Raw genomic sequence first — 20,927 nt, forward strand, 5'->3', positions numbered from 1 at the left:
GGGTCCGCACCGGTGAGGGACATCGTCTTCACTCGTGCGAGCGGCTGGATCCCGACGGTGATCCGCGACGACGACGGGCTGAAGCTGATGCTCGGCGCCGGGGCCGACGCGAACCACGAGCCCCGCACCTTTACCTTCCCCGTCACCGAGGCCGACCTCGCGGTGATCCAGGAGGACCTGCCCCGGCACCTGCTGCTGTGGGCCGCGGTCCTTCCCCTGTGCGAGGCGGCCGGGACCCGGGGACCGCTCGACGAGAGCGCTGCCGTCGCGCTCCTCGACCCCCTCCTCCACGGGACGTCCGCGGACGTCGACGCGCTGTTCCGGAGCATCCCCTGGAGCAGGGCTCGGCTCGTCGCCCACGGCGCCCACATCGGTCTCCTGGAGCGCGGCCACGTGTACGAGGCGATGCGCACGGCGACGGAGACGCCGAACGAGAAGCGTGCGCAGGAGCACCACGCGGACCGCCGTCGCGCCGCGCGCGGCGTCGTCCTCGCCCGGCTCGACGCCGCGATCCTGAAGTACACGGGCCAGTACGTGCACGGTTCGACGATCCCCGGGCGGAAGCCCGACGCCGTCGACCCCGCGCTGCTTCCGACGGTCATGCGCGTGGTCGGCACGGCGGAGCAGGCGTCCGCGGGCATGGCCATCGGGCGTGATCCGCGGCGGGGCAAGCGCGCCACCGACAAGGGAGACTGGGCCCGCATGGAGTCCGCGGTCGCCGCGGCCCTACGCCGCGCGCACCCCGAACTCGCCGACGACGCGGTACGGACCGTCTGCTTCCTGATGTGCAGCGAGGCCGCCGCCCGCTCCAGGAACGCCCCCGTGGACACCGACGAGGAGCACGCCGATTCCGGCGGAGGCGGCCGGAAGACGGCCCTGACCTTCACCGACGACAGGGACGCCGAGCAGAAGTGGCGACACGGCGGCGGCAGTACCGCCGCTGCGGCGTTCTGGGAGTTCGTCGCCGAGCGGTCGCGTCCGAACAACGACGTGTTCACCATCGAGGACGAGGCGATGGGCGAAGGGATCCAGGTCCACTTCTACGCCGACTCCCTCGCCCGCATCACGACGCTGCGCGAGAGCAGGGGCGGATCGGAGCCGGAGCACGCGGTCGAGTACCGCCTCGTCGACGGCATGAGCGAGTACCGGACCCTGGTGAGCGCCTTCGCCCGCGGCGGCTGCGCCGCCCTCGACCGGCACGGCCCGTGGTTCACGGACGTCGACGAGTTCGAACGTGCGCGCCGCCGCAGACGCGAGTCCCGGTAGCGTCGCACAGCGCACTCCCCACAGCCGGACCCGGCACGACGGTCGCGCCGGGGACGGCCGCACGATCCTGCGCACACGTGACGGCCTCACGGCGGCTCAGGGCGGTTCAGGGCGGCTCAGGGCGGAGATGCCGTGACGCTCGGCGATCGCCGTGCTCTTGGTTCTCTCGGCGCTCTGGCTGGTCTTGGCGCTCCCGGTAAGGGGCACACCGTCGAAGACCGAGGTCCCGGGGTGCGGACCGTCAGGAGAGATAGTCCGCGCGCCCCTCGTCGTCGAGCTCGAAGGGGCCTTCGGGGATGATGCAGAACTCGTTGCCCTCGGGGTCGGCCATCACCAGGAACCCGCCGGCGTCGTACTCCTCCAGCCGACGACCGCCGAGCGCCTCGACACGCTTCTGCTCGGCCGCCGGGTCGGGTGAGGTGACGTCGAAGTGCAGCCGGTTCTTGCCCTGCTGGGACTCGTTCGTCCGCTGAAATCCCAGGCCCAAGCCGTTCTCCCGCTGCAGCCACACGTAGGGTCCCATCCGGCCGACGACCGGCCTGCCGAGCAACTCGGACCAGAAGGCTGCCAGCCGCTCGGGATCACGGGCGTCGATGATGAGGGCGTTGATCTGCATGGTTGCGTGGGCCATACGCCGATCCTCTCAGAGCACCTCGTACGGTGAAGGGCCTCCTGGCCCGATGGCCGCAGGGCGGCGTGGGGTCGGGCACGCCGTGGCTCCCCCGCCATGGCTCTGCTGATACTGACCGACCGCGGCGCAGCTGATCGGGAGGCGGCGCCGCCCACCGCGCCTGGGCCGCCGCCCGTGCCTCGGCGGTCTCCTCGGTGTGCTGGGTCATCACCCCGAGCCCTGCCTGCGCAGGGCCGATGCTGCCAGGGGGTTCCGGCTGACAACCGCCTTCGGGAGTGGTCTGACGCACCGGTCGATGCCGTCCGGCTCCGGGATCGGACGAGGGCCCACGAGGGTTCTGTAGGCTGCGTCGGCCACGCAGACGAGTGCCGAACCCCCACAGTCCCGGAGCGACGCGCTCGGTGCCGGTCCGCCGATCCGGCAGCTGTTCCGGGAGGTCGTGGCCGACCGCGTACCCGACCCCAGGCCGCCCCAGGCCTCCATGCTGTTCGATACTGCGGTCGACCCCTGTGAGGACGACGGGAGCTTCCTCGGGGACTTCTTCAACGAGATCCTCCATCAGGACACCTGCCGGCCGTCCACCGCCGGCGGTCTGGCCCTGGTCGCGGCCCTCGCCGTCGATGACCGCATTCCTGCCCGCTACAGGTTCAAGGCCGTCACTCAGCTGTTCAGCGCCGCCACCGTCACCGAACGCCGGCTCGCCGAATCCCGGCCAGGCGCACCGATCCACAGCGCCCCCGCCGACGAGGCCTCCGCTCGAAGCGCAGTCAGGACACACCTCCCGGATCTGTTGGCCCGTTGGCCGGCGGAGTGTCCCGCGGTGCGGCTCGCCCTCGCCGGCCTCGCCGTCGTCTTCCCCACCGACCGCACCCTGCCCGCGCTGACCCCGCGCCTGCGCCCCTTCGCCGATCAGCACCCCCGCGGGAGCGACATCGGCGACTACGTGAGGTTCGTCCTCGTGCTGGCCGCCCGCGACGAAGAGCAGACGCTCTCGGTGACCGAGAAGCTCACCGACGCGTACTGGACGGGAACGGCGCGCGGCCTGCCGACGGGGCCGCGCGCCCTCCATCTCCTCGGCCAGATGCTGGCCAGGGTCGGAGGCGCCCTCACCAGGTCACATGCCGAGCGGTGACCCTCTCCCGCGTGCGCGGCGGGGCCGGCGGGCCGGGGTCCTCGACGCGCCAGGCGGCTCAGGCTTCGATCCGTGTCCAGGTGTCGCCACCGCGGATCCAGAGAACACCCTCACGGCCCTGCACACACCGTCTGGTGACCGGTTCGCTCAGCCGTAGGTGTTCGTGCGAGGTGGTCGCCCAGGCGTCGCCGACGAGTTCGAGGCGAGCCAGCTCGACGCCGGGGCGGTTGTGGAAGGCGTGGCTGAGGAGCATGCGGGTGCCGCGGACGGCGATGCCGTCGATGTCCTTCTGCGGGAGGCGATAGCTGGTGGTCTCGCCGAGGGCGGGGTCGACCCTGGTCACGAAGGCGCCCTCGGGGCTGAACCAACCGAGCCAGGCTACGCCGCCCTCGGTGGTGCCGCCGATGGCCCCGAGGGGCAACACGGGGAGTCGTTGCTCTCCCAGAGGGCCCCAGGTCTGTGCGCCGTCGGTGTCCCAGCGGGCCAGGCCCTCGGAGCAGGCAGGGTGGAGTCCGTAGATGCCCTCATCGCCGTGCGAGGTCCAGATGCCTCCCTCACGGTCGGTGAGCACGTCCTCGATGTCGTCGCCGATGCAGAGGTGGCTCATGGGGTGTCCCCCGGGGAGTACACGATCGCGTTCCGGTTCCAGGTCCCCTTCTCGTCTCGGCTGGTACGGGACGAGACCAGCAGGAACCGCGACCAGGAGAGGAGGGCCAGGTGGCTCGTGCCGGCGTCTATGCCGGTCACCGGGATGCGCTGTTCCCGCCCGTCCGAGACCACCACCAACACTCCGTCGCACGGAGCCACCACACGCCATCCGACCCATCCCCTGCTGTGGGGAGAGCGGTGGAGGTTCCGTTCATGGACCAGCATCACGCCGAGCGCGTTGCTCGGTCCGACCGTCCACCACAGGGCCCGCCAACCGGCTCGGGCGTCCTCGATCGGGAGACTCCACACGACGGGCGGCTCGCCAGGCGTCATCGACACACCTTCAGAACTCCAGGCCCCGACGGCGCCCGAAGAGATCAACCTTACACAGGGCCGGAGTGCGCGCTCGTCCCGTCACGTGCCACGCGCTCAGCGGGGCGCCGCGCCATCGACCGGCGGGCCTGCTCGCAGCTGTTCGGTCCACGCGTGGGCCTCTCCTCATGAGAGCAGCCACGAGATCGGCCAGGGGGCCGCCGCGCAACGGCGGGGCGGGCCCTCGCACCCTCGGCGCCGTCAGTCAGCGGTGGTGGATCCGACCCGATCCGCGGACCGGGCGGTACGTTCGATGAACCCGGCACGCCCCTCGCCCACCGGGCGCTGCCACTCCTCCCCCGCGCGGCGCTCCGCCGCCCGGCAACACAGTTCGAGATGGCCGAGACTCAGGAAATAGCGGTCGGCCATGGACACCCTCCCCGGCTGGACTTGCCGGGCGCTCATCCACTCCATCAGCATGCCGGCCGAGTTCCGGGCCATCCACGGGCGAGTCAGGTCCGCTTCGGGTTCCAGGCCCCACGTCGCGCGGTGCCACACCTGGTCGACGGCCGTGCGCACCTCTTCCCTGAGGCTGCGGAGCTCCTCCCTGCTCGCCTGCAGGAGCAGGTGGAGACGCTCCTCGGGGGACGTCTCCTGATGACCGGCCATCTGCGGTCCATGCGCCAGGGCCGCGTACTCCCATACGGCGAAGGCGTCGTCGCCGTCCTCACCGCAGTCGAAGGCCAGCGCCGCCGACAGGTCGGTCATGAACTCGCGGTCGTCCTCCGGCAGACGCAGCCTGTTCAGTCCCACGAGGACGCCGAGGAGCCGCTCGTCGACCTCGCGCTGTGGAGCACCCGCGAGATCCGGGAGACGGCGCAGGTTGATCCTCATCTGACGCACCGCCCGTCCGCCCTTCGCCAGGTCGATCCGAGCCTCCGCCTCGGCTTGTTCGCAGTCGCTGCCGAGCAGTGATCCCCAACCTTCAGGGACACTTGCCGATGCCTCCGAGAGCACGTTCTCGTGACGGAGGCGGCTGTCGAAGTACGCGCGTGCGATCGCGAGTTTGAGTGCCGTCTCGGGGACGTCGGAGCCGTCGAAGAACGCCAGAAGGGCAAGGTCGTCGCTCCGTCGTCCCGGAACGCTGTGCCGCGCCAGCGCGCAGACGAGGTCACTCGTCCCGCCGGGATAGACCGACGCGGTGCCGTGCCGGCCGCGGTAGACACGCGTGGGCTGCGGGACGAGACCGCGCCGCCGCCATCTTTCCAACTGACTCGCACTGACTTCGAATCCCTGCGCTCGGGCATACCGGATCAGTTCCCGGTCAGCCCTGCTTGGTTCACTTCGAGGCATGGTCACGACGCTACTGAGCCCGCCCCACGGCCTCTCGCGCCCACCGCGCGGGGGTCCAGCCAGCCCCGCCCAAGCGCACCACTTGGCAGCACCCTCCCTTCATGACGATGCCTGATGTACACTCAGCCCTTCGGAACGAAGACGCCAGGGCGCGGGAAGGGTTTGGATTCGCAGGCACGCGCCCCGTCAAGCGCGTGAGGTCCGCAGGGCTCGCCGCAGACTCGACGCCGGCCCCACCGACCGGGCCGGACGACCCTGTGCGCGGGCGGCGGGCCAGGGCCGGCCACGCCCGCGCCCCGCTCTACGACATGCCCGGTCGGCACCCCTCTGCCCCCCCCTGCCGACGCTCCGCGGCAGCGGTGGAGCCGGCCCCGACGCGAGCCGCCGCCGGCCGGCGCTCGGTGACAATGACCGCATGGACCGTCTCCTGCACCTCGACCGCACCCTCGACGAACTCGATCCGCCCGCCTGGGCACCTCCCGGCGGGGACGCGACTCCGTTGGTACGCACGGTGCACGGCCTGCGGCAGGTTCCCCTCCGCGCGCTCGGGCCGGCGGATCTCCGCACGCTCGTCTCCCAGCAGGTGGCACTCCCGTACGTACTGCCGCTGGCCGTGGGCCTGCTGCTCGACGAGCCGATGCTCGACGCATACTTCTACGAGGGTGACCTGCTGCTCGCCGCGGTGGACGCCCCGGCTTCGGCCTGGGGCCTGTTCCCGGACCTCAGGAAACGGCTGTGCAAGGTGATCACGGGCTTGCCTGACTCAGCGGTGTCCGGCCTCCCCCGCGGTTCCGCCGAGAACCTCGCCCGCTTCGCCACCCACCCCGAACCCCTTCCCTGACGCATCGCGTCAGGCGGCCGCAACCACGAACACCACGCCACCACCGACACCGTCACCCCACACCCCGATCAGCTCGCCACAGCCAGGGTGCTCCTCTACCGGCGTCGTGCGCCGAGCGCCGAGCGGTTCCCGCGCGCTCACATCCGAGATCGCAGTACGTCGACCTCGCAGCCGGGCGCGAAGGGGTCGAAGCCGTGCTCGCTGAGCCAGCGCACTGCCATCAGGCTGCGCAACGACCACCATCCGCGGATCACGTCGAGGTCAGGGTCGGGGGCGAGGCCCATCCCGGTGCCGTTGCGCGCGTCATGGCCGGTTTCGGTGCGCGCGTCGAGGCCGGTTTCGGTCGCCTGGTCGGATTCGGTGCCGTTGCTGATACCGATGCCGTGGCTGGCGCCATAGCCGGAGAGAACGTCGTCCAGGCGCTCCTCGTGTCCGAGGGTGAAGGTGGCCAGGTCGTACAGGGCATCGCCCTGTCCGGCTTCGGACCAGTCGATGATGCCCGTCACCTCGTCATCGGCGACGAAGACGTGCGCGATCTGGAGATCTCCGTGCGTGAACACCGGAGTCCACGGCCGCAGCGCGGCCTGAGCGATGTGTCGGTTTCGGTGCACCAGCTCGGCGGGCAGGAGGCCGTCCGCCACGAGTCGCTCGCACTCCTCGTCGAGCTCCGCCGCGAGCGCGACGACGCTCCGGCCGGCCCCGCCGGGACGGTCCGGGAGCGGCGCGTCGTGGAGCTTCCGGATGGCGGCGCCGGCCGCGGCCCACGCCGCCGACGATCCGGTCGACGGCCCGCCGAGGCGCCCGAGGGTCGACCCGGGGACCGCGGCGATCGCGAGCACGGGCGGCCTGCGCCAGAGGATCTCCGGGGTCGGGACCGGTGCGAGGGACATGGCCTCGACCTCGGCGTCGATACGCGCCTGATCGGAGTCCACCTTGAGAAACACGTCGCCGACGCGCAGGGTGGCGCGCTCGGAATGGGCTACGACGACCTTGACCTCATCCATGAGATCCCACTATCCCGGAGGCGGTCGCCTGAGTCGCCGGACTTGGAACGACCGGCCGTCCGGCGCCTCGTCGTACGGTGTGCGGCAGCCGAGGAGGCCTTCCGGAGCCGGGCTCCTCACGTTGCTGCGCCGTCAGGTTCAGGAACGAGCCCTCCGTTCGCGGCTCGGCGGTACAGCCTCTGGCGCCACTCGTCGGCGTCGGGTCCCGGAGGGGTGAGGAACTCATACTCGTCGGCCACAGCTGCTCCGGGCTCGTCGTGCGGGAGGCATCGGATCTGCGGCCCGGGGCGGTCGACCACCTCGTCCTCGTGGACGACTGGGCAGGACCGGACGGGGCGAGCATGTTCACCCTGGCTCCGGATGCCTTCGTCCCTGCGCGGTTCGCATCTGTAGTGGAATGAGTCCGCGTGCGCCGCCTCCGGACAGGGCCGTCCACGCTGAATGCGGGATGAACCACTTACAGGAGCACTGCGCGGCAGTGATCGACACGGCGCTACGGCTCAAGCCCACACCGCCTTGACCACGGCGTGGCCCGCCGAAGCAGCCTGCCCGTAGAACTCTTGGAGGTCCCTGTGATGGTCGAGGTGCTCCTCCCTGCTCCACCCGAGGTCAGCGAACTTGGGGCCGACGGCGCTCCACAGCTCGTCGAAGGAGACAGTGGTGAGGAACCGCGAAGCCTCTGACACACCGGACGGCTCCAGAACCATCAAAGGGACGTCGGAGTAGTCGGCGCCAGCGCTGTGCGGCACAGGCCGGCCTCCGTAGATCGGCAGAGTCCAAGGCTCGTCGGAGTCAGTGCATGGGTACCCGGCTGCCGCGTAGAGGTCGTTGACAGCGTCCCACCCCTTGTTGATCGAGTGAGCGATGCCGGCGGCGTACTCGGCGTCGTCGTTCTCCCAGGCCTCAGCCATGAACGCAGCGAGCCACGTGTGGTCGTGTCGGATCTCGGACTCAGTCACGGCACGGAAGTGCAGGTAGATGCTCACTACGAAGATCCCTCGACTCAACGACCCACCTGTCAGGCCGAACGAACAGAACCTACGTCAGGGCGCTGACAGTCACGGGGCGCCGAAGTGTGGGCCCGGATGGAGCCGTTGCCTCCGACCTCTCCGGTGTGTCGTCAGCGACGGCCACGCACGACCTTCGGCCATCTGTGTCTCCGCGAGCCAGGCGGGCGGCACGCCTGCCTGCCAGGTGGCCACGGCAGGCATCCGTGTTCCGCGAAGCGGGCTGGGACGCTCACGGACCCGACCGGATGCCGTCCTGGCGGACCGCGCGAGTGCGTTCCGCAAGTTCTTTGAGCAGCATCTTCACCGGCGCGGCATTCGTGCCGTGACCCCGCAGCCCGCCGCCGGGGCACGCAAGAAGCCGCCGCGCGTGCCGGGAAGAGACGCGCGCCCCGGAAGCCCCGGTTTCAGGCGCCGGTCCGCCCGTCGACGAGCTCACGCACGACATCGAGGTGGCCGTTGTGGCGGGAGGTCTCCTCGATGAGGTGGAGGATCACCCACCGGAGGTCCACATTGCGGCCGTCGCTGATGGAACGCTTGGCCGTTGAGTTCAGGTCGTGGTCGGACACCAGCCGGCGGTAGCGCGCGCTCTGCTCCTCGTACTCGGCAAGAAGCCGGGGCAACGGAATGTCGACTGCTGTCCGCATCTCAGGGTCGGGATCATCTTCGGTCGCCCCGGTGAGCGGCCCCGCGAGCTCTTCGCCCAGAAACATCACTTGGAACCAGTAGTACTCGACCCAACGCAGATGGCTGATCAGCCCGCACAGCGTCATCAGCGGTGAACTCGAGAGCGGGGCCTTGCGGGCGTCCTCGGCGGACACGCCCTCACACTTGGCTCGCGCGGTGTCACGGGCGTAGTCCAGGAAAGTGACCAGCTGCGTACGCTCGTCCCACGAGGAAGGCGTGTCGGTTCGTCGAGTCATCTCGAGGAGTTTCCCGCAGCCCGGAACGGGTGTCGACCCAATTGATCGGAAGTGCCGTCAAGTCTCCCCCAGTGCCGACTGCGCCCGGCAGGGCCTGGCAACATCCGCCGTACAGACCCTCGGGGGGGGTTCACGACAGCGCATGCCGAGGCAGCGCAGGTTACGAAGCTGGGTGCGTGGTTGATTGCGCCCCTGCTGCCCGGAGGATCTCGGCCGTGTCGGGGTGAGGTCCGTTGTTCGCCCAGTCCAGCGGGGATCTGCCTGTGCCGTGGTCTTCGCGAAGGTCGGGATCGGCGCCAAATGCCAACAACTGCCGAATCGTTTCGGTGTGCCCCCAGCAGGCTGCTGCGCACAACGGCGTGCCCTCCGATCCGAGGCCGCTGCTTTCGGTCTCGGGGGAAGCTCCGGCTGCCATGAGCAAACGAGCTATCTCGGCCTCGCCCTGCACTGAAGCCAGGTACAGCGGAGTAGTGCCGTCGCTGTCTGGTCTCTCCGGACTTGCTCCACTGCGCAACAGAGCCTTCGTGCGCATGGCGTCGCCTGCCAGCACTGCTTCGAAGAGATGGTGGGAGAACTTCTTCTGCTTGCGCTGCTTCATGGCTGGCGAGGCTATCGATCATGGGTGCGCCGACGCTACTAGTGCCAGCCGGTGTACCCGTCCGGAAGTCCTCCTCCGCTGTCTCCGCGCGTGAGTCCGATCAGGAAGAGAACCGCCACGATCACCACGAGCAGCCACAACCAGAAGTGGTCCTCGATTCCTGAACCGCTGCCTCGCGGGCGATCGTCGCTCCGGTTCTCGGTGTCGTCTTCCTCGCTGCTCACCCCACACCACCTCCGCTCTCATCCATGACGCCGCAGCATTCGGACTGACGTCAAGTGTGTTGATTGGCCAGCCACTTGATCGATCCCTCAGAGATGCTCGGCCACCGCCCCCGTCGAGGTCGCACTCGGAGACGCCCCAAGTCGGGACCACGGTTCCCAGGTGGAGCCGGTGAGGGTGAGACGCCTTCTATGATCATGTGACCACGAAGAGTTCTTGTCAGAGATCGGATACGCCTTGCCCGAGTCAACCCCCTCAGGTTTCCTTCGTGCCGTCCTGAAAGCCGACTCCGTCGCCACGTCCTCGACGGGAACGGTCGTGCTGCTCTCTGCGCTCTTCGCGCTCGTCCTCACCGAGACCGTCGCCGGATTCGTCGCGGCGATCGCCCTCTTCGGCGCCTGGGTCGCCGTCGGCTGGACGGGCCGCAGGCATCAGCGGCTCGGCTAGGACCTGTTCGGCCGACCCTCAGCACCTTGCACGGCTGTGTACAGTCTCGTGGAACTCCGATGACGGTTTGCAAGACACCGCGCACCTTCGACGCCGGCGGCCGGACGGCGCCTTCGCGCTCAGAGGGCGATGAGCTCTCGCAGGAATTCACGACCTTGGTCAAGGGGAACGGTCGGACCGTAACCACTCGCGAGCACCTGATGGAACGGACCCGAGAGCTGCGTGACCCCACGTGACCCTCGGCCCGCCCAGTGGTGCTGGATCCTCGTCGCCGCGAGAAGGGACCTTTCGAGGACGGGAATCAGCAGGGCGCGGACATCGTGGCCGGCCACGTCGATGCCGATCACGAGGACCGCGGCGACGGTGTCGGGCCTCGCGAGGAACCGCAGCATCTTGTCGACGTTGTACGCCTTCGGCGCGGAAGCGCGGTCCAGCAGCTTGGTCTTGATGTCGATGGAGAGCAGAACGTCGGCACACCGACGCTCGAGATCGTCGAGTCGGTGGGCGGATCCGTCTCCCGTGATGAGTTGCTCGATCTCGTTGCCGCGAAGGTTGACGTTGTCGAGGGCGGCGAGCCTGAGGATGGCCTGGCGACGGTGATTCACCGTGGTGACGAGCTCGTGGCCGATGGCAGCGAACTCCTCAGAGGCCAAAGCCGCTGCGGCACGGTTCGGGGCGGCCAGAATCGCCGCCTGTTCGTCGGTGCCGGGATGGAAGCGGACGTCCCGCGGGACGATGGCATGGGTTGCCTCTACCAGGCGCTCGACGTTGTCATCCCAGGTGAACGCGGCGTGGAGGGCGAACAGTGCGCCGAAGTTGGCCGGGATGTTGGACAGTTCGTCGTACTCCCGGACGATGTCGCTGCCGTTGAAGCTCCCGCGAACGCGGCCGATCCGAAGGTCCCGCGAGCTGTGGCTCACCTTCTTCAGCATCGTCGAGTTGGCAAGCATGAAGTCCAGTCGATCTCGACGAACGACGACGACGACGAACGGAGCCTGGTCGTGTTGCTGCAATGCCGAGAGGGACAAGACCGTGTTCGAGAAGGAACCCGCCTGCGCTTCTGCGAACCGGAGTGCATAGCCGTCGCCGACAAGCACGCTCCGAACGCGCCTCGGTCCGAAGGCGCCGATGAACGCTGCTTGCAGTTCCTGCTTGCGGGCACTCTGGTGGGCCCTCTTGAAGGTGGTGAGGAAGTCCAGCGCCTCGTACAAGGCGCCATCGCGCTCTCGCGGTTCTCGGCCGCTGCCCGGCCTTTCTCCCCCTGTCACGACGTCTGGGAGTAGTCGCGGATGGTCGAAGCCAAGCGCTTTCGGCGCTCGACCGGGAGGTTCCGTCCGCGATACGGGAGCTTGGCTGAGGCATCGATCACCGCCACATTGTCGCTGGACACACCGACACGGCGCTGGCACCACAGCAGCCGGCACGAGCTGGTGCCGGCCATAGCCCGCCTTTCGCAGGTGAAGGGACCCTTCGATACGCCGTCTGTGATGTGTCGCCCGAGGGGCCGCGTCCCGACCAGCGACGGCCACGCCCTCGGGTGCGAGGCCGAAGCAGGGCCTGAGGCGCGGGGGCGCGAGTCGCCGGTCGGTGCGGATGCTCAGCTGCGGGGAGGGGCGGACTTCACGGGGTGAAGACCTTCACCGAGTCGGCCGCCCCGTCGTTTCGGTTGACGCTGATGAAGAAGTCGCTGCCCACGTGGGTGATGTCTTCGATCTCGTCGATCAGGTCGTTCCCGGGAATACCGATGTCGCTCTCCACGTCACCTCCGGACCAGTTGTACTGGTAGACCCAGTTCCAGCCGGTCACGGGCGTCGAGGTGTTGATGGACCTGGTGTTCCAGATGTAGTTCTCAGAGCAGTCGATGCCCTGGTCGGAACGATTGTCGTGGCTTGTCAGGTTGCTCTTCACCAGCGTCCATCCGCTGGTGAGCGAACCGGAACCAGGATGGGTCCACAGGTTGCCCGCACGGCGGGCGGCGTATTTGCCGGCCCCTCCGGCCGCCGTCGCGCTGTAGCAGAGGCCGCTGATGTTGCCGATGGGCAGATGAACCACCTCGCTCGCGCCGATGGCTCCCGAGGAATCCAGATGGACGATCGCCACATCGTCGCTCGGGAAGGCCGACTGACTTCCCTGCGTCGCAATCAAGGCAGGCCCCTGACCCTGGTAGTTCGGATGGTAGGCGAGGTCGTTGCCGTGGCCGAGTGCGGGGATGGAGGTCGGCGCCCCAGCGCAGGTCCAGCTGCTCCCGTCCCAGGTCGAGCCGTCGCGCAACCACCTGGAGAGGACCGGCTCCTCCCCACCCGCCTTGGTGAACACGATGTAGAGCTGGCCGCCCGCCCCCGCGACCATGCCCTGCATGACGGTACGGCCCGCCCTGCACGCGCTGCTGGTCGGGATGCTGAGCCGTTCCTCGCCGCTCCTGTCCGTAGCGGCGTGGGCCGTCGACGTCGACGTCATCGCGATTCCGGCCACGACCGCCAGCGCGGACGCGAAACTCATCAGCTTCTTCACTTGGTACCCCCCTGGTAGGTGGGATGAGGCTAGCACTATGGATGTATCTTGCATCCGAGCATCCGACGGGACGGCGATTCCTCTCCTCGGCTTCGTCGCTCAACTCAGCACGGCGGATCAGGAGATCACCGGCATTCCCTCGCCTTGTCCGGTTCTGGTCTGAAGTGCGGTCACAATGGACATCTTTTCAAGACGGTCGCAGAATAATCACTTTCAGGCATTTCCTTTTTAAGGTGGGGTGTTGCTTGCTCAGCCGGTATGCGTAGAGACATTCATGGATTCACGGATCGACCGGTTCGCGAGGCTGGGGGCGATCCGCTGAGCGGCGAACCCGTTGAACCCTGCCTCCTCCGGCGTGGAACCCTGTCCCCATGGATGCACCTGGAGCTCTTCTTCTACGACTGACTCCTCGTCGCTTCGTCGCCGTCCTCGCGCCCCCCAGGTGGGTGGCAGGAACGCATGAAGCGGCGTCCATAGCCGGCGCCGTGAGCCTCCAGGGCTCCTGGCCCTCCCCGCCCCCTTCCCCCCGGCGAGCGCCCGGCGCCCCTCCCCGACCTCCTCCGCAGAGCCCCAGACGGCCACCGGCGTCCCGCCACCCCACCGAACACCCGGCCTCTCGGCCGCCCCGCAACACCCCGGCAACGAACCCTTAGTACTGCATGCATGGAATGCGCTCCGGCACCCCCATAGCCTCCCTTCCCGAGCCCTCTGCCCGCCTCACCCCCCGCAGACGAGAGGTCCTTTGTCATGAGCACATCCAGATCGTCCGGTCCCAGTCGTCGTGGAGTCCTGGGCACCGCCGCCGCCGTGGCCGCCGGCGCCGCCCTGCCCGCGGCGGCCGCCGCACCCGCCCGCGCCGCCGAGGCCGCGCGGCCCAACGTGCTGCTGATCGTCACCGACGACCAGCCCAAGCACACCGAGTGGGCCACGCCCAAGACCGTAGCCTGGCTGGCCGGGCAGGGTGTGCGCTTCACCAACGGGCACGTCACCACCCCACTGTGCGCCCCCTCGCGATCCTCCGTCTTCTCCGGGCGCTTCGCCCACAACCACGGCGTCCGCAACAACAGCGCCTCCCACTCGCTGGACCAGCGCACCACGCTCCAGCGGCACCTGAAGCAGGCTGGCTACCGTACGGGGCTCTTCGGCAAGTACCTCAACGCCTGGGACGTCGCCGACAACCCGCCGCACTTCGAGGACTTCGCGCTCCTCCGGCCCTCGTACACGAACGGCACGTTCAACGTCAACGGAACCGTGCAGACCATCTCCGGCTACACGACCAACGTGATCAAGAACCGTGCCCTCGCCTTCATCGACAAGTCCCGCACCGACACCCGCCCCTGGTTCGCCTACGTCACCCCGTACGCCTCCCACGGTCCGTTCACCCCGGAGCCCAAGTACGCCGGCACCGACGTGCCCGCCTGGGACGGACGCCCCTCCGTCCCGGAGGGGGACCGCAGCGACAAGCCCGCGTACGTCCGGAACGGCACGCAGACGCTGGAGGACGGCCGCACGGTACGCGCGAAGCAACTGCGGACCCTCCGCTCGGTCGACGACGCCGTCCAGGCCCTGCGGGACAAGCTGGCGGCCCTGGGACAGCTCGACAACACCCTGGTGATCTACATCGGCGACAACGGTTTCAACTGGGCGGACCACGGCCTGACCGGCAAGGCCGTCCCCTACCGGCCGGCCCACGAGGTGCCGTTCTACCTGTCCTGGCCCGGCGGCGGGCTCGGCGGCGGTACGACCGACGACCGCATCGTCGCCAACATCGACATCGCCCCCACCGTCCTGGACGCCGCCGGGATCACCCCGGACACCCCGCACGACGGCCGCTCGCTCCTCGGCTCCCACTCCCGCGACCACCTGCTCATCGAGTGGTGGAAGCAGGGCACCGGGGCGGATCCCAAGGACACGTGGTCCTCGTACGTGACCAAGGACCGCCAGTACACGGAGTACTACGACCTCCACACCGACGCCGCCGGCACCGTGAGCGGCACCGGGCAGGTGAGGTTCCGCGAGTACTACGACCTCCAGGCGGACCCGTACCAGCTGCGGAACAGCCTCCACCAGGCCACTCCCGCAGAAGAGCAGGCTCTCGGAATCCCGGGGCTCGCGGCCGCGCTCGCCGCCGACCGCACCGCCTGACCACCGCTCCGAGAGCGCTGGAGAGATCCGAGGAAAGAGGCACCGATGAGCCGCGAATGCTGCACCCCCGGCCGCCCGGCGGGACGCGAACGGAACGTCCTCCCCCTGCTCGGCGAGGGGGCCGGGGCGCGGTGCGGCAGCGATGTCCCCGCGGTGGCCGGGGCGCAGGGCGGGGATGATGTCCTCGGAGCGTCCCGCGCGCAGGGCGGCGGCGACGCCTCCGGGGTCCGGCAGGTCGCCGCCTTCGCTCCTCTGCTGTCCCTGTCCGGGGGTGCGTTCCGGATGGGGACGGCGGACGAGGACGTGTATCCCGAGGACGGAGAGGGTCCCGTCCGGACGGTGGTGGTGGCGCCGTTCCGGATCGCCGCCACGGCCGTCAGCCACCACGAGTTCCGCACCTTCGTCCGGGCCACCGGCTACCGTACGGACGCCGAGCGCTTCGGCTACTCGTTCGTCTTCCGCGGCTCCGTCGGCGCGGAGGCGCGGGAGCGCGCCGAGCCGGTGCCCGGTGCGGACTGGTGGCTGGCGGTGCCGGGCGCCTGGCACGGGGAGCCGGAGGGGCCCGGCTCCCGTTCCGACGACCGGCTCGACCACCCCGTCACCCATGTCTCCTGGAACGACGCCCAGGCCTACTGCGCCTGGTCCGGCAGCCGTCTGCCCTCCGAGGTGGAGTGGGAGTACGCCGCGCGCGGCGGTCTCGACCAGGCTCGTCACCCCTGGGGCGACGAGCCGCCGACTCCGGACCGTGTCGTGATATTCCGCGGGGAGTTCCCGGACCGCCCCGCCGCGAGGGTCGGCACGGCGCCCGTACGGTCGCTCGCGCCCAACGGCCACGGCCTGCACCACGCCGTCGGCAACGTCTGGGAGTGGACGGCCGGAGCCTTCGCGGCCGGCTCCCCCTCCAAGGCCCTCCGGGGCGGTTCGCACCTGTGCCACGCCTCCTACTGCAACCGCTACCGCTGCTCGGCCAGGACCGCCAACACTCCGGAATCGTCGACGGGCCACATCGGCTTCCGGGTGGCGGCGGACGCGTAGGCCGACGTCGGCCCGAGGCTGGAACCCGCCAGAGTCCGCGCCGCCGGGTCAGTCGAGCGGGGGCGGGTTCGGTACGCGGGCGGCGAGGAACTTCGGGGCCATGCCGCAGTAGCTGTCGGTGACCAGTTCGGCGATCTCGGTCCAGTCGGTGTGGTCGCCGAGGACGGCGACGACGACGTTCGGGCCCCAGTCGGCGCGGAAGTACGGGAATCCCGGGGCGGTCAGGCCGAGGAGGTCGTCGTCGGGCACCCGGAAGGTCATCACGACCGGTTCCCGCCCCTCGGTGGCGTACGGCGCGTAGACCGGGGAGCGCTCCACGTCCGGCGCGTAGACGTGCGCGAACGTCCTGGCCCGGATCCGCCAGCGCACCCCGATCCACGCCGGCTCCTCGTGGGACTCGGGCATCTGCCGGCAGATGGACCGGAGCCTGTTCAGGATCTCCGGCGGCACGTCTCCAGGACTCGACATACGGCGACCCTAACGGCCCCTTCCTCGTCCGTGCCGGCCGCCCTGCCGCAGGTCTTCGCCGCCGCGCCCGCCGCCCGTGCCACCTGCCCGTTCGTCCCCGCCGATGCGCCGGGGCGGACGGGTCCCTTGCGGGCGGCTGCACCCACGCGCGGCCACGATGCTCGTTCTTGTTCGTAAGGAGGCCCTAACGAGCATCTATTGACATGCCCGCGTTACCCCCGCCAGAGTCTTGGGCGTCAGTGATGCCGATCACTCACCGATACGGACGAGGAGCGTCTCCGCATGCCTCACATCCCCGCAGTCTCACGCCGCTTGGTCTTGGGAGGAGCTCTGGCGACCGGGGCGGTCGCAGCCGGTGTCGGGGGCGCCCAGGCCTCCCCGGTGGCGCAGGCGGCCGGCGCCGTGCCGGCGTCCGTGCCGAAGCGCAGGCCCGGGCAGAAGTCCATGATCGATGTGCCGTACGACGCGCACCGGACCGTCCGCGTCGGTGTCATCGGCCTGGGCAACCGGGGCTCGGGCATGGCCGAGGGCTGGTCCGTCGTCCCCGGTTGTACGGTCACCGCCGTCTGTGACATCAGGGCCGATCGCGCCAAGCGCACCGCGGACCGGCTCGTCGCGACCGGCAAGCCGCGCCCCGCGGAGTACGGCGGTTCGGACGAGTCCTTCGCGCAGATGCTGAAGCGCGACGACATCGACCTCGTCTACATCGCCACCCCGTGGGAGTTCCACTACCGGCAGGGCAAGGCCGCGATGTCGGCGGGCAAGCACGTCATCGTGGAACTGCCCATCGCCACCGAGCTCGACGAGTTGTGGGACCTCGTCGACACCTCGGAGCGCACGCGCCGCCATCTCATGCTGGCCGAGAACTGCAGCTACGGCCGCAACGAGCTCGCGATGCTGAAGATGGCGCACGAGGGCCTGTTCGGCGAGATCACGAACGGCCACGGCGGCTATCTGCACGACCTGCGTGAGCTGCTCTTCTCGGACACGTACTACACCGATTCCTGGCGCCGCCTCTGGCACACCCGCAGCACCGCGTCCTTCTACGCCATGCACGGGCTGGCTCCGATTGCCGCCGCCATGGACATCAACCGCGGCGACCGGATGACGGTGCTGCGGGCCACCGCCACCGCGCCGAGGGGCCTCGCCGACTACCGCGAGCGCTTCGTCCCCCGGTCCCACCCCTCGTGGCGGGAGACGTACGTCAACGGCGACCTCGTCACCTGCCTGATCGACACCGCCAAGGGGCGGGTCATCCGCGCCGAGCACGACGTCAGCTCGCCGCGCCCCTACAGCCGCATCAACACCCTCGCGGGCAGCCGCGGCATCTTCGAGGACTACGCGGGCGTCATGGCGACGAGCGGCGGGCGCATCTACGTCGAACCCGACCACGGCGGTCACTCCTGGCGTGCCGCCGACGCCTACCGCAAGGAGTTCGACCACTGGCTGTGGAAGAAGATCGGTGACGACGCGGCGAACAACGGCGGTCACGGCGGCATGGACTACGTCCTGCAGTGGCGCACCGTGCAGCTGATGCGGGCCGGGCTCGTCCCGGACATCGACGTCTACGACTCGGCCGCCTGGTGCTCCCCCGTGCCGCTGAGCGTCAAGTCCCTGGCCGCGGGCGGCCGTCCGGTCGAGATCCCCGACTTCACCCGGGGCTCCTGGGTCAACCTGCGGATGGGCCTGGACTCGCGCGCCTCCGACATGCCTCCGGTCGGCTGACCATCCCGCTTCCCGCACTCTCGCGAAGGAGACAGACCGTGCGACCAGTCCGAGTGATCAGCCTGCTCAGAGCCGGGGCCGCCGCGGCGGCGATACTTCTCGTCCCCACGCCGGTCCTCGCGGCCGCACCGGCGCCCGCCGCGGCGAGGACGGAGGTGGCCGTCTCACCGGTCGACCTCCAGGGGCCCGCCATCTCGGCGGTGAAGGTGACCGTCAAGAACGCGGGGCCCGACCGCATGCGGTCCCTCAAGGTGTCCTTCGCCGGGCCGGTGGGCTGGTCGGTGCAGCCGGCCGAACGCACCGTGAGCGGCGCCCTGTCCGCCGGCCAGTCCGTCGTCACCGAGTTCAGGATCCAAGTTCCGGAGCAGCGACCGGGGTTCACGATCCGAACGTTCACCGCTGCCGCGACGTACCAGGGCGGTGACGGTGCCGGGTCCGCCACCGGCACGCTGTCCCAGCGCTCGGGCGAGCCGCTGGCCGATCTCAAGGCCGCCTACAACGGGGTCGCCGTCACCGACGAGTCGGACACCGCGCCCGGCGACTACGACGGCGAGGGCAACAGCTTCTCCGCTCAGAAGCTCGCGGCCGTCGGCCTGACCCGCGGCGCGTCCGTGAGCGCGCTGGGCGCGAAGCTGACCTGGCCGGACGTGCCGAGCGGTACGAAGGACAACGTGGCGAGTGCCGGACAGGCGGTCACGCTGAACGGGCAGGGCAGCCGGCTCGTCTTCCTCGGGTCGGGCGTCGGAAGCGGTGCGACGGGAACGGCCACCGTGTACTACCGGGACGGGACCTCCGCCAAGGGTTCGTTCGGCTTCCCCAACTGGTCCTTCTCCCCCGCCGATGCGCACGGCGCGACGCTGGTCGCGTCGTCCGACGGCCGGAACCGCCCGAGCGGGTACGGGAACGCCGGCATCGCCTACCGCGTGTTCGCCCACTCCATCCCCCTCGACGCGGCCAAGCAGGTCGACTTCGTCGTCCTGCCGGACAACAGCGGCATCCATGTCTTCGACATGGCCATCGCCCCTTGACGCCCCTCGCGTGACCACGCTCCGCGGCAGCCGCCCCCGGGCCTTTCGGTCCGGGGGCGGTCGGCGTCCGGCGGGCGGCCCTCCGGCCCCGCCGGCCCGGACGTCCGCGGTCTCCGGGCGGGTACGCGCTACCGCGGCTCCCGTACGACGGCGAAGAGCGCGCGCTCCGCGGGCAGGCCGTCCGCGTCGAAGGCGCGATGGCGGCCCAGGTGCTCGACGCGCGCTCCCGCGCAGCTCTCCCGCAGGTACTCCGTGAGCCAGGCGTCGGGTGTGGGCGTCATAGGGGGAAGGCCGAAGGAGTCGGGCATCTCGGCTTCGCCGGTGTCGAAGAACAGCACCTTGTCGGTGCGGTCCCAGAGGCCTCGAAGCAGCTGCGTGGCGGTTTCGAGGCCGAGCTCCTTGACCAGGTGGTGCCAGAGGGACAGCAGGAGGGTGCAGTCGGTGGTCGGCAGGAGGCCGAGGGTGTCGGTGCGCAACTCCAAGGCCATCACCGCGACGTTGTCCAGGCGGTTGCGCCGTACGGCCGTCGTCGTGGTCCGCACGAACCTCGGATCCGCTTCCAGCGCGACCACGAGAATGCCGAGCCCGGCGAGTTTGATCGGGAAGTAGCCGGCGTTCGAGCCGATGTCCTTGGCCGTCCTCACTCCCAGGCGTGCGACGACCGGCTCCATCGCCGTCCAGCGGGACCTGCTGCCGGCCGCGCGCCGGGCCTTCCGCACCGGCAGGCCCGGAACCGGCTGGTACAGGCCCTCGGGCAGGACGTCGAGGCGCAGGCGGATCAGATCGATGGTGTCGTTGAGCCGGCGGCACGCGCGCGGCATCAGCCGGAGCGCAGCGACCTGTTGGTGGAGACGAATCAGGCGGGTGGAAGCCTGGGATTCGTTCAGTCCGTCCACGGGTTACCCCTGTCGGCTGCCGAGCCGTCGCCGCTGTCGCGTCGGCTTCCGAGGTCCGGCGCTCTTCGTGCCCGGACCTCGCACTGTCCCCGCCACCGGCACACGTCACCTGTGTGCCCTGCAGGCACTCATCGCCCAGTTTAGACGAATGTGTACATACAACGCATCGTGTGCACGCCGACCGGCGAGACGCGGCCCCGCGACGGCTCACGGGTGGGGACCGCGGGGCCGGGGCGGCTCGGCAGGGCTTCCTCCCTCGGGTGCGGGAGAATCGGGCGATGGACCGATCCGACGATGACGCACGACCCGACCGGCATCGCGACACACCCCGGCCTTCCTGGGCCGTGGCGTACGACGGGGGCCGCCCGGAGGGCGGGCGCGCCTGCGGCCATGCCGCGACCCTCCCCGTCGCGCCGGATCAGCCGGCCGATGCCTGCGCCGAGTGCCTTTCCTCGGGTGGGAGTTGGCGGCGGCTGCTCTGGTGCGCGACGTGCGGACACGTCGGTTGCTGTGACAGCTCGCCGGGGCGGCACGCGTACCGGCATCACGACAGGACCGGGCACCCGGTCGCGCTGACTCTGTCCGCGGACGAGGACTGGGCCTGGTGCTACGAGGACGAGGTCTACCTCGTCCGGTGAGCCGCCTGCGGACGGGAGCCGGGCGGGCGGGCGTGGCGTCCTCGGACGGCCGTACCCCGCCGCGTACGCCCGGGCGAGCCGGGGGGGGCCGCCCCGG

22 protein-coding genes are annotated in these 20,927 nt (G+C 70.0%); 9 read left to right on the forward strand and 13 right to left on the reverse strand.

Annotation, left to right across the window (positions count from 1 at the left end; genetic code table 11):
* The first annotated feature begins 12 nt into the window (after window positions 1–12).
* A complete protein-coding gene (locus ACY0MR_RS00760; RefSeq protein WP_473558247.1) occupies window positions 13–1,266 on the forward strand; it encodes a DUF6357 family protein in 1,254 nt (417 codons plus the stop codon).
* Between the two features lie 241 nt (window positions 1,267–1,507).
* On the opposite strand, the gene ACY0MR_RS00765 is transcribed toward ACY0MR_RS00760, so the two are convergent.
* Window positions 1,508–1,897, reverse strand: coding sequence for a VOC family protein (locus tag ACY0MR_RS00765; protein WP_392864324.1), 390 nt, complete (start codon window positions 1,895–1,897; stop codon window positions 1,508–1,510).
* Between the two features lie 439 nt (window positions 1,898–2,336).
* Between ACY0MR_RS00765 and ACY0MR_RS00770 the strand changes: the two genes are divergently transcribed.
* Window positions 2,337–3,029, forward strand: a complete 693-nt coding sequence (locus ACY0MR_RS00770) for a hypothetical protein (RefSeq protein ID WP_473558251.1) — start codon at window positions 2,337–2,339, stop codon at window positions 3,027–3,029.
* A 58-nt stretch (window positions 3,030–3,087) separates the two neighbouring features.
* On the opposite strand, the gene ACY0MR_RS00775 is transcribed toward ACY0MR_RS00770, so the two are convergent.
* The 3 genes from ACY0MR_RS00775 to ACY0MR_RS00785 form a co-directional block, all read right to left on the reverse strand.
* Window positions 3,088–3,636: a hypothetical protein gene (locus ACY0MR_RS00775; protein WP_473558253.1), complete on the reverse strand. Its 549-nt coding sequence runs from the start codon at window positions 3,634–3,636 to the stop codon at window positions 3,088–3,090.
* Window positions 3,633–4,010: a hypothetical protein gene (locus ACY0MR_RS00780; RefSeq protein WP_473558255.1), complete on the reverse strand. Its 378-nt coding sequence runs from the start codon at window positions 4,008–4,010 to the stop codon at window positions 3,633–3,635. The genes ACY0MR_RS00775 and ACY0MR_RS00780 overlap by 4 nt, the downstream gene beginning before the upstream one ends.
* A 240-nt stretch (window positions 4,011–4,250) precedes the next feature.
* On the reverse strand, window positions 4,251–5,342 hold the full coding sequence (locus ACY0MR_RS00785; protein ID WP_473558257.1) for a hypothetical protein: 1,092 nt from the start codon (window positions 5,340–5,342) through the stop codon (window positions 4,251–4,253).
* 415 nt (window positions 5,343–5,757) lie between these two features.
* Between ACY0MR_RS00785 and ACY0MR_RS00790 the strand changes: the two genes are divergently transcribed.
* Window positions 5,758–6,183: a contact-dependent growth inhibition system immunity protein gene (locus ACY0MR_RS00790; RefSeq protein WP_473558260.1), complete on the forward strand. Its 426-nt coding sequence runs from the start codon at window positions 5,758–5,760 to the stop codon at window positions 6,181–6,183.
* 137 nt (window positions 6,184–6,320) lie between these two features.
* Here ACY0MR_RS00790 and ACY0MR_RS00795 read toward each other — a convergent pair whose 3' ends face one another.
* From ACY0MR_RS00795 to ACY0MR_RS00815, 5 genes are all read right to left on the reverse strand, one after another.
* Entirely contained in the window at window positions 6,321–7,187 is an 867-nt protein-coding gene (locus ACY0MR_RS00795; protein WP_473558262.1) for a phosphotransferase family protein, read from the reverse strand.
* 500 nt (window positions 7,188–7,687) lie between these two features.
* A complete protein-coding gene (locus ACY0MR_RS00800) occupies window positions 7,688–8,173 on the reverse strand; it encodes a DUF1877 family protein (RefSeq protein ID WP_473558265.1) in 486 nt (161 codons plus the stop codon).
* 428 nt (window positions 8,174–8,601) lie between these two features.
* Entirely contained in the window at window positions 8,602–9,117 is a 516-nt protein-coding gene (locus ACY0MR_RS00805; RefSeq protein ID WP_388800675.1) for a DinB family protein, read from the reverse strand.
* 160 nt (window positions 9,118–9,277) lie between these two features.
* Entirely contained in the window at window positions 9,278–9,715 is a 438-nt protein-coding gene (locus tag ACY0MR_RS00810; RefSeq protein WP_473558268.1) for an ankyrin repeat domain-containing protein, read from the reverse strand.
* 38 nt (window positions 9,716–9,753) lie between these two features.
* Window positions 9,754–9,939, reverse strand: coding sequence for a hypothetical protein (locus ACY0MR_RS00815; RefSeq protein WP_473558269.1), 186 nt, complete (start codon window positions 9,937–9,939; stop codon window positions 9,754–9,756).
* Window positions 9,940–10,255: 316 nt separating this feature from the next.
* Here ACY0MR_RS00815 and ACY0MR_RS00820 point away from each other — a divergent pair, with 316 nt between their 5' ends.
* Entirely contained in the window at window positions 10,256–10,384 is a 129-nt protein-coding gene (locus ACY0MR_RS00820; RefSeq protein WP_473558271.1) for a hypothetical protein, read from the forward strand.
* A gap of 119 nt (window positions 10,385–10,503) precedes the next feature.
* Here ACY0MR_RS00820 and ACY0MR_RS00825 read toward each other — a convergent pair whose 3' ends face one another.
* Both ACY0MR_RS00825 and ACY0MR_RS00830 read right to left on the reverse strand, forming a co-directional pair.
* Window positions 10,504–11,595 carry a hypothetical protein gene (locus ACY0MR_RS00825; protein ID WP_473558274.1) on the reverse strand — a complete coding sequence of 364 codons (1,092 nt, stop codon included), beginning with the start codon at window positions 11,593–11,595 and terminating at the stop codon, window positions 10,504–10,506.
* A 409-nt stretch (window positions 11,596–12,004) separates the two neighbouring features.
* On the reverse strand, window positions 12,005–12,895 hold the full coding sequence (locus tag ACY0MR_RS00830) for a hypothetical protein (RefSeq protein WP_404080682.1): 891 nt from the start codon (window positions 12,893–12,895) through the stop codon (window positions 12,005–12,007).
* A gap of 747 nt (window positions 12,896–13,642) precedes the next feature.
* Between ACY0MR_RS00830 and ACY0MR_RS00835 the strand changes: the two genes are divergently transcribed.
* Together ACY0MR_RS00835 and ACY0MR_RS00840 are read left to right on the forward strand one after the other, a co-directional pair.
* Complete coding sequence (locus tag ACY0MR_RS00835) at window positions 13,643–15,040, forward strand: sulfatase family protein (RefSeq protein WP_473558277.1); 1,398 nt, start codon at window positions 13,643–13,645, stop codon at window positions 15,038–15,040.
* 45 nt (window positions 15,041–15,085) lie between these two features.
* On the forward strand, window positions 15,086–16,075 hold the full coding sequence (locus tag ACY0MR_RS00840) for a formylglycine-generating enzyme family protein (RefSeq protein ID WP_473558280.1): 990 nt from the start codon (window positions 15,086–15,088) through the stop codon (window positions 16,073–16,075).
* 48 nt (window positions 16,076–16,123) lie between these two features.
* On the opposite strand, the gene ACY0MR_RS00845 is transcribed toward ACY0MR_RS00840, so the two are convergent.
* A complete protein-coding gene (locus ACY0MR_RS00845) occupies window positions 16,124–16,543 on the reverse strand; it encodes an MmcQ/YjbR family DNA-binding protein (protein ID WP_361848066.1) in 420 nt (139 codons plus the stop codon).
* Between the two features lie 282 nt (window positions 16,544–16,825).
* Here ACY0MR_RS00845 and ACY0MR_RS00850 point away from each other — a divergent pair, with 282 nt between their 5' ends.
* Entirely contained in the window at window positions 16,826–18,268 is a 1,443-nt protein-coding gene (locus ACY0MR_RS00850) for a Gfo/Idh/MocA family protein (protein ID WP_388800653.1), read from the forward strand.
* Between the two features lie 38 nt (window positions 18,269–18,306).
* Window positions 18,307–19,296 (forward strand): NEW3 domain-containing protein, encoded by a 990-nt coding sequence (locus ACY0MR_RS00855; protein WP_473558284.1) that lies wholly within the window; start codon window positions 18,307–18,309, stop codon window positions 19,294–19,296.
* Window positions 19,297–19,424: 128 nt separating this feature from the next.
* Here ACY0MR_RS00855 and ACY0MR_RS00860 read toward each other — a convergent pair whose 3' ends face one another.
* Complete coding sequence (locus ACY0MR_RS00860; RefSeq protein ID WP_473558287.1) at window positions 19,425–20,117, reverse strand: methyltransferase domain-containing protein; 693 nt, start codon at window positions 20,115–20,117, stop codon at window positions 19,425–19,427.
* Window positions 20,118–20,536: 419 nt separating this feature from the next.
* On the opposite strand from ACY0MR_RS00860, the gene ACY0MR_RS00865 reads away from it, so the two are divergent.
* The gene (locus ACY0MR_RS00865) at window positions 20,537–20,830 is read left to right on the forward strand and encodes a UBP-type zinc finger domain-containing protein (RefSeq protein ID WP_388801221.1); all 294 of its coding nucleotides are present in this window, start codon (window positions 20,537–20,539) and stop codon (window positions 20,828–20,830) included.
* Window positions 20,831–20,927 lie beyond the last annotated feature (97 nt).

The sequence above is a fragment of the Streptomyces sp. JN8 genome, from assembly GCF_055808075.1.